At 55.6% G+C, this 16,126-nt stretch carries 13 protein-coding genes; 7 read left to right on the top strand and 6 right to left on the bottom strand.

Going from position 1 to position 16,126, the window contains the following annotated elements; genetic code table 11:
* The 6 genes from LBK75_05445 to LBK75_05470 form a co-directional block, all read right to left on the bottom strand.
* Positions 1-180, bottom strand: a 180-nt coding sequence (locus LBK75_05445) for a hypothetical protein (protein MDR1157738.1), incomplete at its 3' end; no start/stop codon positions are given.
* Positions 177-419 (bottom strand): helix-turn-helix domain-containing protein, encoded by a 243-nt coding sequence (locus LBK75_05450; GenBank protein ID MDR1157739.1) that lies wholly within the window; start codon positions 417-419, stop codon positions 177-179. The genes LBK75_05445 and LBK75_05450, both read right to left, overlap by 4 nt.
* 141 nt (positions 420-560) lie before the next feature.
* The gene (locus LBK75_05455; protein MDR1157740.1) at positions 561-1,952 is read right to left on the bottom strand and encodes a putative DNA binding domain-containing protein; all 1,392 of its coding nucleotides are present in this window, start codon (positions 1,950-1,952) and stop codon (positions 561-563) included.
* A gap of 26 nt (positions 1,953-1,978) precedes the next feature.
* Positions 1,979-3,244 carry a DUF4143 domain-containing protein gene (locus tag LBK75_05460; protein ID MDR1157741.1) on the bottom strand — a complete coding sequence of 422 codons (1,266 nt, stop codon included), beginning with the start codon at positions 3,242-3,244 and terminating at the stop codon, positions 1,979-1,981.
* A 295-nt stretch (positions 3,245-3,539) separates the two neighbouring features.
* A complete protein-coding gene (gene mgtA / locus LBK75_05465; GenBank protein ID MDR1157742.1) occupies positions 3,540-6,176 on the bottom strand; it encodes a magnesium-translocating P-type ATPase in 2,637 nt (878 codons plus the stop codon).
* A 531-nt stretch (positions 6,177-6,707) separates the two neighbouring features.
* Positions 6,708-7,793: a GntR family transcriptional regulator gene (locus LBK75_05470; protein ID MDR1157743.1), complete on the bottom strand. Its 1,086-nt coding sequence runs from the start codon at positions 7,791-7,793 to the stop codon at positions 6,708-6,710.
* Positions 7,794-8,015: 222 nt separating this feature from the next.
* On the opposite strand from LBK75_05470, the gene LBK75_05475 reads away from it, so the two are divergent.
* The 7 genes from LBK75_05475 (at position 8,016) to araD (ending at position 16,110) form a co-directional block, all read left to right on the top strand.
* Positions 8,016-9,077 carry a substrate-binding domain-containing protein gene (locus tag LBK75_05475; protein MDR1157744.1) on the top strand — a complete coding sequence of 354 codons (1,062 nt, stop codon included), beginning with the start codon at positions 8,016-8,018 and terminating at the stop codon, positions 9,075-9,077.
* A gap of 62 nt (positions 9,078-9,139) precedes the next feature.
* A complete protein-coding gene (locus LBK75_05480; protein ID MDR1157745.1) occupies positions 9,140-10,636 on the top strand; it encodes a sugar ABC transporter ATP-binding protein in 1,497 nt (498 codons plus the stop codon).
* Between the two features lies 1 nt (position 10,637).
* The gene (locus tag LBK75_05485; protein MDR1157746.1) at positions 10,638-11,693 is read left to right on the top strand and encodes an ABC transporter permease; all 1,056 of its coding nucleotides are present in this window, start codon (positions 10,638-10,640) and stop codon (positions 11,691-11,693) included.
* 5 nt (positions 11,694-11,698) lie between these two features.
* Positions 11,699-12,775: a sugar ABC transporter permease YjfF gene (locus tag LBK75_05490; protein ID MDR1157747.1), complete on the top strand. Its 1,077-nt coding sequence runs from the start codon at positions 11,699-11,701 to the stop codon at positions 12,773-12,775.
* Positions 12,772-14,016, top strand: coding sequence for an ATPase (locus LBK75_05495; GenBank protein ID MDR1157748.1), 1,245 nt, complete (start codon positions 12,772-12,774; stop codon positions 14,014-14,016). Before LBK75_05490 ends, LBK75_05495 begins: the two co-directional genes overlap by 4 nt.
* Complete coding sequence (araA, locus tag LBK75_05500; GenBank protein MDR1157749.1) at positions 14,009-15,457, top strand: L-arabinose isomerase; 1,449 nt, start codon at positions 14,009-14,011, stop codon at positions 15,455-15,457. The genes LBK75_05495 and araA overlap by 8 nt, the downstream gene beginning before the upstream one ends.
* Complete coding sequence (gene araD, locus LBK75_05505) at positions 15,445-16,110, top strand: L-ribulose-5-phosphate 4-epimerase AraD (protein MDR1157750.1); 666 nt, start codon at positions 15,445-15,447, stop codon at positions 16,108-16,110. The genes araA and araD overlap by 13 nt, the downstream gene beginning before the upstream one ends.
* Positions 16,111-16,126 lie beyond the last annotated feature (16 nt).

Raw genomic sequence — 16,126 nt, forward strand, 5'->3', positions numbered from 1 at the left:
ATAAAGCCCTATCATGCCCGTGTTTACCTGAACGGCGAAGCGAACGCGGCTTTCCTTGATTTTCGCAATAATCGCGTCGCGCATATCGGCATAGCCGACCGGCATTTCGGCAAGGCTCAGCGCGACGGGAATCAATACGCCGTCTTTCGGCGTTCCCATGCTCTTTCGCTCGTCATTCATTCCGGTTTGCCCTCCGCTTCCTGTATGACATCCAAAGCATATGGGATTTTACGCATCCGGTTTTGCAGTTTTGCGGCTTTTGTCCTGCCATCCATCGGTTTCGTCGTGCTTTTAGGGATAACCCATATTTTCCCGAGACGTTCCGCGCCTGCAATTTGTCCCTTGACGCAGAGCAATTGCACTTGGCGTGTCGTAATGCCCCATAGTTCGGCGGCTTCTTTCGCTGTCATTGAATCCATAGCGGTACCTCTGCTGTTCCTTAAAATGCTAACAGTGTCATTATATATCGTTTTTACGAAAATAACAACTGCTTGCAGGAATAAACTTCCTTGAAAAACGACCTTGACAAAACGTGTCTTTGGTGCTGTTTCTTTGTTCTGTCACCGTTTCACCTTGTACCTCCGATTTCGATTCGCCCCAGTCGCGACAACGATTCCCTCGGCGACAAGTTCCGCCAGCAGCCTTCGGGCCGTCGATGTTGCGCGGTCAATCATCGCCGCCGCTTCAGCCGCCGTAACCTCGCCGTTTCCCTGCAGGTATGCGAGCAATGTGTCGCGAATGGCTTTATCGCTCGTTTGCGCGTTATCGCTCATGCCGATGAGCGATAACGGTACGGTGGTCCTAAATATATCGCCCTCTATCAGTTCCGGTTCTCCGCCGTTTGTATAGATTTTCGTGTACTTATACAGATTGCGAACGCCGGAGCCGAGTGCGTCGGCGTAGCCGATGTTTACAAAGAAGTTCGCAATCAGCGGATTTTTCGGCTGCGGTGTGAATGTTTCGGGGGTAAGCTTGCCGGGTAATTTTGGCAAGCACCAATTTTCGGTAACGATGCGGTCACGCTCGATGATGACCTTCGCCGGAACCGTGCTGGTAAATTCGCGATGCGCCAGAATGTTGCTCACAAGCTCGCGGGCCATTTTGGAGCGCGGACTGATTGACAAAACGCCCTCGATATAAAACCTGTCAAGCGTATGTTTGGAAATAAATTCCATAATCTTGTCAAACGCCTCGATGAGGTTGCACGACACGCGCAAACGGTCGTCGTAGCGGTCCAAGTTATCGCGGCGCAGAATACAATCTGTGACATAGCCTGGAAGAACGGAGCGGATCACTTCCTCGCGACCCAACAACAATATCGCCGCGAGCGTGTAGCCGGGATGACCGGATTCTCGATCAAGTTGATACAGCCCCGCGCTCTTCAGAATGTCTATATCGGGCATACTTTTCCACGGGTGGTCAACAATGCGCGTCGTCGCCATGATCCGGACTTTTGGCATCAGGTCATCCAGAAGCAAATCGCGCGCAGTGATGAAGGGGTAGATTTTGTCCTCTGTTGACAATCCCTTTTTGCGCGCGCCTATTTGCCATATCAAATCAGGGCTGCGTGTGACATCAAAGTCGCCGTCGGCGTTGCGGTCGAAAATTTTGCTGTTGTACATCACAAGCTGTGAGGTCAGCGGAACGTGGCAATACAGAATCATTTTGCCGTCAATCTCAGCTTCCTCAAGTTCGACAAACAGCGTTGGCTGGAACATTTGAGGATTGTTGAGCGCGTTTGCGAAGTCTTTTTTCAGTTGTTTGACAGCCTCCGGCGCGACGCCTGTGACAGTGCCGTCGTCCTCAACGCCGAGAAGCACATCTCCGCCGTATCGGTTTGAGAAGGCGCATACCGTCTCATATACCGTATGCGACAATTTGTCGTGACAGCGTTTGAATTCGACAGTCAGCCCCTCGCCGTCGCGAAGCAATTTTTGGATTTTAGCGTTCATCACGGCACTCCCTTCGAAGAGAACACTCAATGTTTTAAGCAGCCGATTGGCACGATGTACACGCCGTCGGAGCGACGATAGGCCAGTTCCGTCGCCGTTAGCACCATCAGGAAAGAGGGCGCGCGCATTTTGTCCACATTCACTTTGCCGCGGAGCGTTTTCAGATTTGCGGCGGCGGTTTCTATCTCTGCTGCCCCCATCTTGACCTCTATCGCGCCCCAGCGTCCGTCTTTCAAATGCACGATAGCGTCCGCTTCCAATCCGTTTTTGTCGCGATAATGAAACACCTCACCGTCCATCGCCTGCGCGTAAACGCGCAAGTCGCGTATGCAGAGAGATTCAAAGAGCAGCCCGAACGTGTTGAAATCCGAAAGCAAACTGTCCGGCGTGGCGCGGAGCACGGCGGTGGCGATTGACGGGTCGATAAAATGACGTTTCGGAGAAGTCCGCAGTGCGGTTTTGGAGCGCATGGCCGGATTCCAAGCGGGCAGATCCTCCACGACGTAAATGCGGCGCAGCGCATTGAGATAAGCGGCGATTGTCTTTTCGGATATGGAGTCCTCGTCCCCGGCCATGTCTTTTCGGATCGTCGTCATATTCGCCATGGTGGACACGTTCCGAGCGAGCGAACGCATCAGAGTCCGGACGCGCACGGGATTTTTCTCCACACCGTCCACGCGGGACACGTCCGTATGGATCACCGCGTCCACATAGTCGTACACGCGCCGCAAAGCGACAGATTCCTTTTCGCCGATTGACGCGGGCCAGCCGCCTCTTGTCAGCGCAAACGCCAGCCTTTCAAGGGTGAGCGCCGACATTCCATCGCCGTCGCAGCAGTTGTCGAACAACGTTTCCAGCGAAATATCGCCGCTTGATTCCAGAGATTCAAAGAGGGTCATCGTCCGCATAAGAAGCCGCGAGATCCGACCCGTGCCGGTGTGCCGGACGGCATTGTCTTTCGGCACGGCGGAACCGGTCAGGATAAACTGGCTGCTTTCCCCCCGCTGGTCCACCGCGAAACGCACGGCGTCCCACAGCACCGGAGCCATTTGCCACTCGTCAATCAGGCGCGGCGTTTTGCCCCTCAAAAGCAGCGACGGTTTCGTGTCGGCGGCCTTGAGGTACGATTCGGTGTAATCCGGGTCCTGCATCAGCAGTTTGCTCGCCGCCCGTTCCGTCGCTGTTCTGGTCTTTCCGCACCATTTCGGTCCCTCGATCAGCACCGCACCGGATGCCTCCAACGCGGCGGTCAGCACATCGTCCGCAATGCGCTTCAAATATTTCCGTTCCATGGCCCCAGCGCCTCCCAATCGCGTTGCGATGTGCTATGGCATAAGCATAGCACGCGGTTCCGAGTTTGTCAAACATTTGATTCCGAGTTTGGCCTATTTTTGATTCCGAGTTTGGCGCAACGGCACAGGAGAGCCCCTTCCAGCGGGCGGCCGTGCCGAACGCAGAACCATCTCGTCCGCCTCCCTGACGCCATTGCCCTGATCCTTAAAATACACCGTGGCCCACTATATGCTGTGAAAAAACACAACATATAGTGGGCCACGGTTTTGAGAACAGTCCCGAAGAGCCAGCTTTTTACAGCCACGCGCCGAAGCGGCGGATGTAGAAGCGTTTGACCGCTTGGGCGGCGGCGAAGTAGCCGGCGAGGAGAAGGGCGAGCCAGGGGGCGAAGCGGAGCGGCAGCGGGGCCATGTCGAGGCCGACCGCGAGACCGGAGAAGCCCATCACCAGCGGGAGAACGGCGACGACGAACGTCGACAGGCAGAGGGCGGCGGAGGGCCGGCTCTGGAGGAAGGGAACCTTGGCGGTGCGGATCATGTGGATCACGAGCACCTGCGACACCGTGCCGAATACGAACCAGCCGCTCTGAAACAGCGGCGCGGCGTCCGCGCCGACCGCCCACCACAGCACGGCAAAGCAGAGCAGGTCGAAGACCGAACTGAGAGGCCCCATGACGGCCATGAAGGTGCGGATCGACTTTGTCTCCCACCGGCGCGGCTGTGCGATGTATTCCTTGTCCACGCTGTCAAAAGGGATGCCCATCTGCGAGAAGTCACAGAGCAGGTTCTGCGTCAAAATCTGCACGGGCAGCATCGGCAGAAACGGCAGAAAAACACTGGCGGCCACCACCGAAATCATGTTGCCGAAATTGCCGCCGGCGGCCATCTTGATGTATTTTACGATGTTGCCGAAGGTACGGCGGCCCTGGATGACGCCCTCCTCCAACACCATGAGATCCTTCTTCAGCAGGATGATGTCGGCCGTCTCCTTCGCGATGTCCACGGCGCTGTCCACCGAGAGGCCGACGTCCGCCTGGCGCAGAGGCGGCGCGTCGTTGATGCCGTCGCCCATGTACCCCACCGTGTGGCCCTCGGCCTGGAACGCCGCCACGACGCGCGCCTTCTGGGTGGGCGAGAGTTTGGCAAACAGATCGCACCGCCCCAACGCCGCCCGCAGCGCGGCGTCGTCCATCGCCGCCACGTCGGCGCCTGTCAGCACGGTGCCCACGTCCACGCCCACCTTGCGACACACCTTAACCGCGACGCCCGCACTGTCCCCGGTCAGCACCACCGTGCGGACGCCGTGGGCCCGCAGCGCGGCGATGGCGGCCCCGGCGCTCTCCTTCGGCGGGTCGAGAAAACCCACGAAACCGAGGAGCACCATGTCCTGCTCGTCGGCCACGCCGAAGGTCCCGCTGCCGGGCACCTCGTTTTTTTGGGCCACGGCGAGCATCCGGAGCCCGTCGGCGTTGTGCGCCTCATAGAGGGAGAGCGCATGCCGGCGGGTCTCCGCATCCAGGGGAGACACCGCCCCGTCCATCTCCACAAAGGCGCAGAGAGACAGCAGTTCCTCGACGGCGCCCTTGGTGATGAGCTGGCGCTTCCCGCTCTTGTCCTCCAGCACAACGCTCATCCGCCGCCGGGCGAAGTCAAACGGGATCTCGTCGACGCGGGTATAGGTCGCCGGCAGGTCCGAGAGACCGGCCTGTTCGGCGCGGCGGATGATCGCGAGGTCGATGAGGTTTTTAAGTCCCGTCTGAAAGCGGCTGTTCAGGTAGGCATGGCGCAGTACGCGCGCGTCGTCCTCCCCGTGCAGGTTCATATAGACTTCCAAAACGACCCGGTCCTCGGTCAGCGTCCCCGTCTTGTCCGTGCACAGGACGTCCATTTCTCCAAAGGTCTGGATAGCGCCCAGCGTCTTCACGACGACGTTCTGTTTCGACAGCGAGACGGCGCCCTTTGCCAGCGTCGAGGTCATGATGACTGGCAGCATCTCCGGCGTCAGCCCCACCGCGACGGTGACGGCAAAGAGCAGCGCGCTCACCCAAGTCCCTTTCAGCAGACCGTTCATGAGAAAGACGACGGGAACGATTAGCATCATCCACCGCAGCAGCAGCCGGCTCACCGCGTCCACGCCGCGCTCGAAGCTGTTCTTCGCCCGGTCGCCGGAGAGGGACAGGGCCAGGGAGCCGAGATAGGCGTCGCCGCCGGTGGCCAGCACGACGCCGGTGGCGCTGCCGCTGACGATGTTGGAGCCCATGAAGCCGATGTTCGGCAGGTCCGTCGGCGCGCTGTCGGCGTCCGGCGCGGCGTCGCTGAATTTTTCTACGGGGTTCGACTCCCCAGTCAGGGCGGCCTGGGCGACAAACGTATCTTTGGTGGACAAAAACCGGATGTCCGCGGGCAGCATGTCCCCGGCGGAGAGCCGCACGATGTCGCCGGGCACGACGGAATCGATCGGGATCTCGGCCCACTGTCCGTCGCGCCGGACATCGGCCCGGTTGGAGATCATCTTGGACAAGGACTCGGCGGCGATGTAGGAGCGCTGGCTCTGCACAAACGCGACGAGGCTCGACACGACGATCAGAGACAAAAGAATACACATGGTGAAATAATCGGGCGCGGACGAGGCGATGACGTCGGTAAAAAACGTGATGACGGCGATGACGAGGAGCACCATGTTGAAGGGATTGACCGTGGCCTCCCGCAGCCGGCGCAGGACCGTGTGGTGGGCCCCGACGGTGATGCGGTTTTCGCCGTACTCGTCGAGACGCGCCTCCGCCTGCACGCTCGTCAGCCCCTCCGGGGTTCCCTCCAACGCCGTAAGCAGCGTGTCAAGCGGCCGCGCGGCCCAGGCGCGGAGTTTGTCTTCGTTGTGACGCCGATTTTGCAGGCGCCGCTTCTGCGCGGCCGCCTTTCGAAACAGAAACATCGGGGATCCATCCTTTCCCTGTCAAATACGCCGGCGTGTCCGGCGCGTTAGTACCTTGTTGCCGCAAAGCGGCAACAAAAAACAAGAATGTGGGTTGTGGGTTGCAGGTGCAACCCACGTTAGGAGAGGGATCCCGCGGCGCGGCGTCAAAAAGGCCGCAAAAAAGCCGCCTCCCGGGAGACGGCAGACAAAACACGGTACGCCGCTGTCCATCACGCAGGGGCAGGCCCCATCACGCCTGCCGGGCAAATGCCGAACAGGGAGTTGTTAGGGCGCCCACATGACAATGACAACAGCGCCGGTCCCAGGGCCTCGCGAGAGGGGCCCTGCGCAGTCTGCCGGCCGATGACGCCGCCCGCGCGAAATCCCGCGCTGCCCAGCGGACTTCGAGGTTTGCCTTCCATCTCATCACGCCCCTCTCACGCGGCGCGCCTAAGACGCGCCGCCCTTTTACACCCCCGCCCACGGGGGATATCCGCTTATATTGTACCACCGTCCGATCCCCATTGCAAGCCGTGAGGGCGAACAGTTTCAGCTTCGCTGTATCGCCCTCGTGGATGTGCGCACGATCAGCCTCGGCTTGTACAAATAGCCCTGGCCGCTTTGCTCTCCGGTTTTGATCATTTCGAGCAACAGCGCGACGGCCTTTTCGCCCAGTTTCTGTTTCGGGTGGCTGACGGAAGTCAGCGGCACTTCGCAGCGTTCCGCAAGGCTGCTGTCGTCAATACCGACCACGGAGATGCCCTCCGGCACGCGAAAGCCTTCTTTTTTGCAGAAATCCAACAGCTCGACCGCCACTTTGTCGTTGTAGCACATCACGGCTGTGGAGGCCGACAACATCGCCCTCACACGCTCTTTCGAGAGTGTGAAAAGCGAATCCAACTCCCCGGTTGAAAACCACAGTACGCGTTCCTCCGGGATAGGCAGTCCATGCGCTATCAGACATTCAACGAACCCTTTGTAGCGCAGCTGGCCCTGATAGTCGTCAAAAACCAGCAGTGCCGACACGCTCGTGTGGCCCAACGAAATCAGGTGCTCGGCGGCGCATCTCCCGGCTTCTTTGTCGTCCATGGCAATGAGCGGGAAGTCCAGCTGCGGATATTTCGCGTTAAAGAAAATCAACGGTATGCCGCGCGCGTGAATTTCTTCATAGAGCGCCGCATTCGGATTGGGCAGTCCGCTTTTGCTCGGCTCGACGATGAGGCCGTCTATGTCCTGTGCGAGCATGGCCTGGAGCGCTCTCGTCTCCTCGGCCACGTGATTGTGCGTTGCGGTGAGTTGCATCGCCACGTTATTTTTTGCCAATTCGCGCTCGATCCCGGTTACGATGCTCGGGAAAATGTAATCGCTGAAATACGTGGCGATAACGCCGACAGTGGGGATCGCTTTCGCTTTTTCGTGCTTTGTGGTCTGTACAAACGTACCGCTTCCGTGCTTTTTTGTCAGGATGTTCTGTCTCTCCAAGACAGCCAGCGCTTGCCGCACCGTCTGCCGGCTCACATGGTGTATCTCGCAAAGCTCCGTCTCGGAATAGAATTTCTCCCCCGCCGCCAAGCCGTTTTCCTCTATATACCTCTTGGCCCAATCGACGATGGCACGGTATTTGTAATTGTTCATACTGCCTCCTTTGGAGACGATCTCCTTTGAAAATATCATGTACTTATTATAAACACGGAGGCGGAACTTGTCAAGACAAATTTGAAAATATTTCTCAACTTGTATCAAAAATACTTGATCTGTCTGCTTGACTTATACGTATAAGTGTATTACAATTACTTCGGCAGGTTAAAAAGAGCCCAAAAACGGAACGCTAAAATCATTTTAGGAGGAGTAAAAGCCATGAAAAAGGTCCTGTGTCTAGTCTTGGCGGCGCTTGTGGCGCTCGCGCTGTTCGCCGGTTGTGCGGACAATTCCGGCACGCCTTCCGTCCCACCCAACAACGATTCCAACAATGCGGAAAGCGGCGATGCAAGCAACGATGCAAGCAATGATGCAAGCAATGCGTCCGCCGGCGGAGGGGCCGTCAGGATTGGCATCGTGAACAATCCGCCGTCTGAGTCCGGCTACCGCGAAGCAAATGTCAAGGATTTTGAGGCGGTATTTACGGCCGCCAACGGCTACGATGTGCAGACATACTACAGCCTTAAGAATGACGAACAGCTGAACGCCGCGAAGCAATTCATTACCGACGGCGTGGATTACTTACTGGTGTCGGCCGCCGCGACGGATGGATGGGACAGCGTTTTGCAGTCCGCCCAAGAGGCCGGAACCAAGGTATTTTTGTTTGACCGCATGCTGAACACCTCCGAAGACCTCTATGAGGCGGCCGTCGTTTCCGACATGGCCAAAGAGGGCGAAACCGCCGTCAATTGGCTGAAATCGCAGAATCTTAGTTCTTACAAGGTGATACACATTCAAGGCGCCATGGGTTCCGACGCGCAAATCGGGCGCACCGGCGCGCTGGACGCCGAGTTCGCGTCGGGCGCTATGACAAAAGTCACACAGCAGACAGCGACTTGGGACGAAGCGACGGCCAAGCAAATCGTTGAGTCCGTGATCAACGCCGGCGACGAATTCAATGTCATCTACGCCGAAAACGACGGTATGGCCAAGGGAGCTGTCGCGGCTCTCGACGAAGCGGGCGTCACCCACGGCGTCGGCAAAGACGTGATCGTTATGGGCTTTGACTGCAACAAGTGGGCGCTTCGTGAGCTTCTCGCGGGGAACTGGAACTACGACGGTCAGTGCAGTCCGTTCCAAGCGCAGGTCATCGCCGATATGATCAGCACCCTCGAATCCGGCGGAACGCTTGCCAACAAGAAGGTCATCTCTGAAGAAAAGGGATTTGACGCCACGACGATTACCCAAGCGGATATCGACGCCTACGGTCTCGGCGAATAAGAAGAACTGTAAGGGCGGTGCGGGATTGCCGCACCGCCCTTCTTAAAACAGGGAGGGTTTTTATGGAAGTTATTCTGTCTATGCGGAACATTTCTAAGACTTTCCCCGGAGTCCGCGCCCTGCAAAACGTGGATTTTACGCTGGGCAAGGGCGAAATTCACGCGCTCATAGGCGAAAACGGTGCAGGCAAGTCGACATTGATAAAAGTACTGACGGGCGTTTATTCCAAAGACGCGGGTCAGATCCGCTTGGCGGACGAAGTTGTGACCATACGCTCGCCGCAAGAAGCGCAGCATGTCGGTATCAGTACGGTATATCAGGAAATCACACTTTGCCCGAACCTGACCGTCGCCGAGAACATTTACATTGGGCGCGGAAAGCGCAGCATGGTAAGTTGGCGTTCCATGGAGCGGGACGCGACGGATATACTGAAACGGCTTGGTATCCCCGCGAGGGCGAAACAGCAGCTCGCGAACTGTTCGATTGCCGTCCAGCAAATGGTCGCCATTGCCCGCGCGGTCGATATGGACTGCAAGGTGCTGATTCTCGACGAGCCGACTTCGTCTCTCGACGAACAGGAAGCGGCGAAGCTGTTCGCGCTCATGCGCGACCTGAAGAGCAAGGGTGTGGGCATCGTCTTTGTCACGCACTTTCTTGAACAGGTTTATGAGGTTTGCGACAAGATTACGGTTCTGCGAAACGGGGAACTCGTCGGTGAGTACGCGACAAAAGATCTCCCCCGCGTGCAGCTTGTTTCGAAGATGATGGGGAAAGAGCTCGACGAGGCGGCGGTGATACAAAACGCCGGGCAGGGGGATGCGTCCGACGCCGCTGTTGTGTATGAAGCGGCAGGGTTGTCGAGTGCAGGCGGTGTGAAACCTTTTGATTTTTCCATTCAAAAAGGCGAAGTGAACGGGTTTACGGGTCTGCTCGGGTCGGGGCGGAGCGAGAGTGTCCGGGCTATCTTCGGCGCGGACCACATCACAGGCGGCAAAGTAAAGGTGGGCGGCAAGAGCGTGAAAGTCGCAAAACCGATTCACGCGATGAGACAGGGCATCGGCTATCTGCCGGAAGACCGCAAGTCTGACGGAATCATCGCAGATCTATCCGTTCGAGACAATATTATATTTGCGTTGCAGGTAATGAGGGGTTTTTTCAGGCCGTTTTCAAAAACTGAAGCGGAAAAATTCGCGGATGAGTATATTCAATCGCTTTCCATCAAAACCGCGTCGGCCGATACGCCGATCAAGTCGCTTTCCGGCGGCAATCAGCAGAAAGTGATCCTCGCCCGTTGGCTTCTGACCCACCCTCAGTATCTCATACTTGACGAACCGACGCGTGGGATTGATGTCGGCACAAAACTCGAAATTCAGAAAATCGTATTGAAACTGGCCAGCGAGGGCGTCTGTGTGACATTTATCTCATCCGAAATCGAAGAAATGCTGCGGACGTGCTCCCGCCTCATCGTCATGCGCGACAGAAACATTGTCGGTCAGTTGAGCGGAAGTGAAATGACACAGGATAATGTCATGAGAACAATTGCGGGGGAGGCGGATTGATATGCGAAAACGCAGCGTTTCACTCTCAAATTTGATAGTGCCTCTGCTTGCCTTGCTTCTGATAGTTGTCTTTAACATCATCAGAGATCCCTCGTTTTTCGCTGTAAAACTGCTCTTAAACAACGACGGAAATCATGTACTGTCGGGGAATTTGATCAGCATACTAAACGGCGCGTCGGAACTTGCGGTTTTGGCTATGGGCATGACGCTCGTCACCGCGGCGTCGGGCGGTCAGGACATCAGTGTCGGCGCAGCTGCGGCGATCGCCGGAAGTGTATTCGTTAAAATACTTCGCGGCGGAGACGTTGATTTGCCCTTGATTTTAGTGGCGTTTTTGACTTGCTGTGTCGTGACAATGCTCTTCGGCGCGTTTAACGGCACATTGGTTTCGGTTTTTAAGATCCAGCCGATGATTGCAACGCTGATTCTCTTTACGGCGGGGCGGTCAATCGCCTATTGGGTCAACGGTGGAGCAACGCCGACGGTGTCCGGTGAATGGCTTGGGTATTTGGGCGGCTTTATTCCCGGGATTTCTGTGCCTACGCCGATTTTTATCGTGATGATATGCGGCGTGCTCTTTTGGCTGCTGCTTAAATTTACCAACCTTCGTCTCTATACGCAAGCTCTTGGCATCAACGAAAAATCCACGCGGCTAAACGGTATCAACACCACGTGGATCAAGATGTTGAGTTTCATTATCCTTGCGGTATGTGTCGCTATCGCGGGTGCGATTCGCGTGTGCCGCTTGGGACTCATTAACCACGAGACAATATTGCTTGACATAGAGATGGACGCGATATTGGCCGTCGCAATCGGCGGCAATGCGCTCGGCGGCGGCAAGTTCAGCATGGTCGGTTCGGTCATCGGCGCCTACATCATACAGGCGCTGACGACCACGTTGTACGCCATGAAAGTTCCGTCAAATGCTGTCAAATCCTACAAAGCCCTTGTGATCATTGCTCTTGTCGTAATTGGTTCGCCCATCGTGAAAAGATATGCCGCCTTATTGCGCGACAAGTTGTTCAAGGGAAACCCCAAGAAAGCCGAGGGGGTGTGACCGTGTTGAAATTAAAGCATAGAGAACCTATCACCGATACCAATTTGCTCCTTACGATTACGATGTGCACGTTTTTCGGGATGTACATATTTGCGATGGCAATCTGGGGCGGCGGTTTTCTCAATCCACAGCAATTCCTTGACATATTCAACAACAACGCCGCATTGATTATCATTTCCGCAGGCCTGAGCGTCGTTATGGTGGCGGGCGGCATTGATATTTCCGTGGGGGGCATTATCACGCTCGTCACCATGTCATGCGTGGTCTGCCTTGACGACAAGGGATTTGGTGTGTTGGAAATCTTGTTTTTGGCGTTGGGAATTGGAGTGGCCTTCGGACTGATGCAGGGCTTTCTCATCGCCTGCTTGGAAATTCAACCGTTTATCATTACGCTTGCCGGCATGTTTTTCGCCAAGGGCATGACGACCATAGTGAGTGCAACGCCGCGGACTTCAACAAACGAGGCATTTTTAGCGCTTAAAAATTTACGGATAAAAATCCCGGGCATTGGTTCTTATGGGAAATTGGGGAATTTCATACCGGCGAGCATCGAACTTGGCGTTGTCATTGCGTTGGTGGTCGTCGTTATCATTTTTGTCGTTTTGCGGTGGACGAAGTTTGGACGAAGCCTGTATGCGATTGGCGGCAACAACCAAAGCGCGCTGATGCTTGGCATAAATGTGAAACGCACAAGGTTCTTTTCGTACTTGCTGTGCGGCGTTTTGTCTGGGACAGCAGGATTTGTCTACTTGCTTCACACCGGATCGGGAGACGCCGCCAACGCGGCGGGCGCGGAAATGGAGGCGATAGCCTCGTCTATTATCGGCGGAACACTGCTGACAGGCGGCGTCGGAAACATCGTCGGCACACTGTTTGGGACATTGTCGCTAAAAACAATCACTTCTATTGTCGTGGCATCCGGTCTGCGCGAACCATATTGGCAAAAGATCACCACGGGTGCGATGTTATGTGTGTTTATTTTGTTGCAAAGTATCGTACTTGCGCGCCGTGGGAAGACCGGATTCAAAATCGCCGTGCCCGCGTGGTTAAAATTCGAAAGAAAGTCTGGTGGTGCAAAATGAGCGTACTCGGCATAGAATTTGGTTCAACGCGCATTAAGGGCGTGCTGATTGACGAAAATCGCCGCGTGATGCAAAGCGGCGTGCACGACTGGGAAAACCGCATGGAGGACGGTTATTGGACATATTCACTCGATGAAGTTTGGGCGGGCGTCAAAGACGTAGTGTCGCAGATCGACACGTCAGACGTGACGGCGGTGGGCATTTCGGCGATGATGCACGGATATCTTGCGTTTGATAAAAGCGGCGAGCTTCTCACGCCGTTTCGAACTTGGCGCAACACGAACACGGAGATCGCCGCCGCAAAGCTGACGGAATTGTTCAACTTCAACATCCCCTTGCGGTGGAGTGTCGCGCACCTGTATCAAGCAATCCTTGACGGAGAGGAGCACGTCAAAGATATCGATTATATCACCACACTGGCCGGTTATGTTCATTGGAAACTCACAGGTGAGCGTGTCCTTGGAATCGGTGACGCTTCGGGCATGTTCCCCATTGAAGAGGGTGGCTACAACGTCAAATTTGTGCGGCAATTTGAGGAGCTTACAGGCATAGACTGGACAAAAATCGCACCCAAAGTGTTAAAAGGCGGCGCATATGCCGGAACCTGCAGAGGCATACCGTTTTGCCCGCCCGAGGGCGACGCGGAGACGGGTATGGTGGCGACAAATTCGATCGCGCCGTGCACGGGCAGCGTATCTGCGGGGACGTCAATTTTTGCGATGGTGGTACTCGAAAAGCCGCTCGACAAGTTGCATAGAGAGATCGATATCGTAACAACACCGACCGGCGACGATGTTGCGATGATTCATTGCAACGAGTGTACCGTGAAAATTGATCCATGGATCAATCTTTTTTGGGAAGCGTTTTCATTGATGGGCTTAGATTGTGCTAAAAGTGATTTGTTTTCAAAACTCTACGAAGTTTCACTCGACGACGGCAAATTGGCGCAATTTATGCGAGAGATATTGGAAAGCGCCGTGAGTGATTTGGCGGACGGGATAAAAATCCTGACCGAGCAAGAAAAAGTTACGATCACGAGTTTGGCGGGACATGGCGGTTTTTTTAAGTCGGGCAGCGCAGGTCAAACAATTATGTCAAAGACGCTGAATATTCCTGTGACAATCAGCGAAACCGCCGCCGAGGGCGGTGCGTGGGGCATTGCGCTGCTTGCGGAGTATTTGAAATGTTCAAAAGAAAGATCACTTCAAAAATTTTTGAGCGAGGTAATGAAAAATGTCTAAACAGTTTTGGTTTATCGCGGGTTCACAGCTTTTGTACGGCGAGGAGACACTGTTGCAGGTCGAGAAAAACAGCAAAGAAATGGCAGGTTATTTGAATGAAAAATTGCCGTTTCCCGTGGCGTACAAGAGCACGGTAAAAAGCGAAAACGACGCGTTTGATATCATAGGCCAAGTGAACTTCGATGGAAACTGTGCGGGCGTTATCGTGAATTGTCACACCTTCTCGCCGTCAAAGATGTGGATCGGAGCGCTGAAATCGTTGCAAAAACCGTACCTGCATCTGCATACGCAATTCAATCGGGCCATTCCGAATGCAGAGATAGACTTAGATTATATGAACCTTCACCAGTCGGCACACGGCGACCGCGAACACGGTTTTATCGCGGCACGGCTTGGCGTCGCAAGGGAGATCGTCGCGGGGCATTTCAAAGATGCGGATGTTCTGGATAAAATTGGCAATTGGCAAAGGGCGAGTATCGGCGCGGCGTTCAGCAAAGCGCTCAAAGTGGCCCGTTTCGGCGACAATATGCGCGAGGTCGCCGTCACCGAGGGCGACAAGGTTGAGGCGCAGTTAAAATTCGGCTGGCAGGTCAACACCTACGGCGTGGGGGGTCTGGTTGAGGAAATAAACAGCGTTTCCGATTCGGAAGTTGACGCGAAAATATCTGAATATCGGTCGGCCTATGACTTTAGTACAGACGACATTCAGACAGTCAGGTATCAGGCGAGAGAAGAAATCGCGATTTGGAAAATTCTTGACCGCGAAAATTGTAAAGCGTTCACCAACACATTTGAGGATCTGTACGGCATGGAGCAACTCCCCGGACTTGCCACGCAAAACCTCATGGCGCAGGGCGTCGGGTACGGCGGTGAGGGCGATTGGAAAGTCTCCGCGCTGACCGCGATCGCGAAAGCCATGAGCGACGAGCCGTCCAGTTTTATGGAGGATTACACATACGACTACGACGCAGGGCTGATACTCGGGGCGCACATGCTTGAGGTGTGCCCGACGATCGCGAGTGACAAGCCGAGAATCGAGGTACACGCGCTCGGGATCGGCGGTAAAAATCCCCCGGCTCGGCTTGTGTTCAAAGGCAGAGCGGGCGCGGCGACTGCGGCGGTGCTTGTCGACATGGGTGCGCATTTTCGGCTGATTTGTGCCGATGTGGTGTGCGTCGAGCCGATCAGCACGTATCCGAACTTGCCTGTTGCGCGGACGATGTGGAAACCGCTCCCCGATCTCAAAGTCGGCGCGGCGGCCTGGATACGCGCCGGAGGCGCGCACCACACGGTACTCAGCTACGGCGTTACAGCCGATATTTGGCGCAGCTGGGCGCGGATTGTGGGCGTTGAGTTTGTACATATCGGGGCGCATACGGATTTGAACGCGTTGGAGCGCGATCTGGCGTTGGGTGAAATCTTATGGAAATTCAAGAGTTAAAACGCCGCGTTCTGGACGCGAATCTTGCGCTTGTGAAGTACAATCTCGTGATTTTCACCTGGGGCAATGTCAGCGAAATTGACCGCATGCTCGGGCTTGTCGCGATCAAGCCGAGCGGCGTTGCGTATGACGCAATGACGGCTGAAGACGTTGTTGTCGTCGATTTGGACGGCGGCGTCGTAGACGGCAAACTGAAGCCGTCGAGCGACACGCCGACGCATTTGGAACTGTACAAGAGCTTTCCCAATATCGGCGGCGTGGTTCATACGCACAGTAGATGCGCAACAATTTTTGCACAAAAACGCGCCGCAATTCCCGCGTATGGCACGACTCACGCCGACTATTTTCACAGGCGGGTGCCCTGTACGCGTCCACTGTCCGACGATGAAATTGACGGTGAATATGAACGCAACACCGGCAAAGTGATTGTCGAATGTCACCCTGATCCAGACGGCGTTCCCGCCGTATTGGTTGCGAATCACGCGCCGTTTGCCTGGGGGAAAAACGCCGAAGAGGCTGTTTATCATGCGAAGGTCCTCGAAGAAGTGGCCGCCATGGCTCTTTTTGGCGGCGAGGAGGTTTCGCAGGCGCTGCTCGACAAGCATTATCTCAGAAAGCACGGAAAAGACGCGTATTATGGACAGCAAAAATAAGAAGGAGGGACCCTCA

It is taken from the genome of Oscillospiraceae bacterium (genome assembly GCA_031265355.1).
In the GTDB taxonomy this organism is placed as follows: Bacteria; Bacillota; Clostridia; order Oscillospirales; family UBA929; genus JAIRTA01.

What these genes read in the sequence shown, in the direction of transcription:
- LBK75_05485 (MDR1157746.1), top strand. Translation starts at nt 10,638, where the DNA reads ATGCGAAAACGCAGCGTTTCACTCTCAAATTTGATAGTGCCTCTGCTT.
- LBK75_05475 (MDR1157744.1), top strand. Translation starts at nt 8,016, where the DNA reads ATGAAAAAGGTCCTGTGTCTAGTCTTGGCGGCGCTTGTGGCGCTCGCG.
- LBK75_05455 (MDR1157740.1), bottom strand. Translation starts at nt 1,952, where the DNA reads ATGAACGCTAAAATCCAAAAATTGCTTCGCGACGGCGAGGGGCTGACT.
- LBK75_05495 (MDR1157748.1), top strand. Translation starts at nt 12,772, where the DNA reads ATGAGCGTACTCGGCATAGAATTTGGTTCAACGCGCATTAAGGGCGTG.
- araA (MDR1157749.1), top strand. Translation starts at nt 14,009, where the DNA reads ATGTCTAAACAGTTTTGGTTTATCGCGGGTTCACAGCTTTTGTACGGC.
- LBK75_05470 (MDR1157743.1), bottom strand. Translation starts at nt 7,793, where the DNA reads ATGAACAATTACAAATACCGTGCCATCGTCGATTGGGCCAAGAGGTAT.
- LBK75_05480 (MDR1157745.1), top strand. Translation starts at nt 9,140, where the DNA reads ATGGAAGTTATTCTGTCTATGCGGAACATTTCTAAGACTTTCCCCGGA.
- mgtA (MDR1157742.1), bottom strand. Translation starts at nt 6,176, where the DNA reads ATGTTTCTGTTTCGAAAGGCGGCCGCGCAGAAGCGGCGCCTGCAAAAT.
- LBK75_05450 (MDR1157739.1), bottom strand. Translation starts at nt 419, where the DNA reads ATGGATTCAATGACAGCGAAAGAAGCCGCCGAACTATGGGGCATTACG.
- LBK75_05460 (MDR1157741.1), bottom strand. Translation starts at nt 3,244, where the DNA reads ATGGAACGGAAATATTTGAAGCGCATTGCGGACGATGTGCTGACCGCC.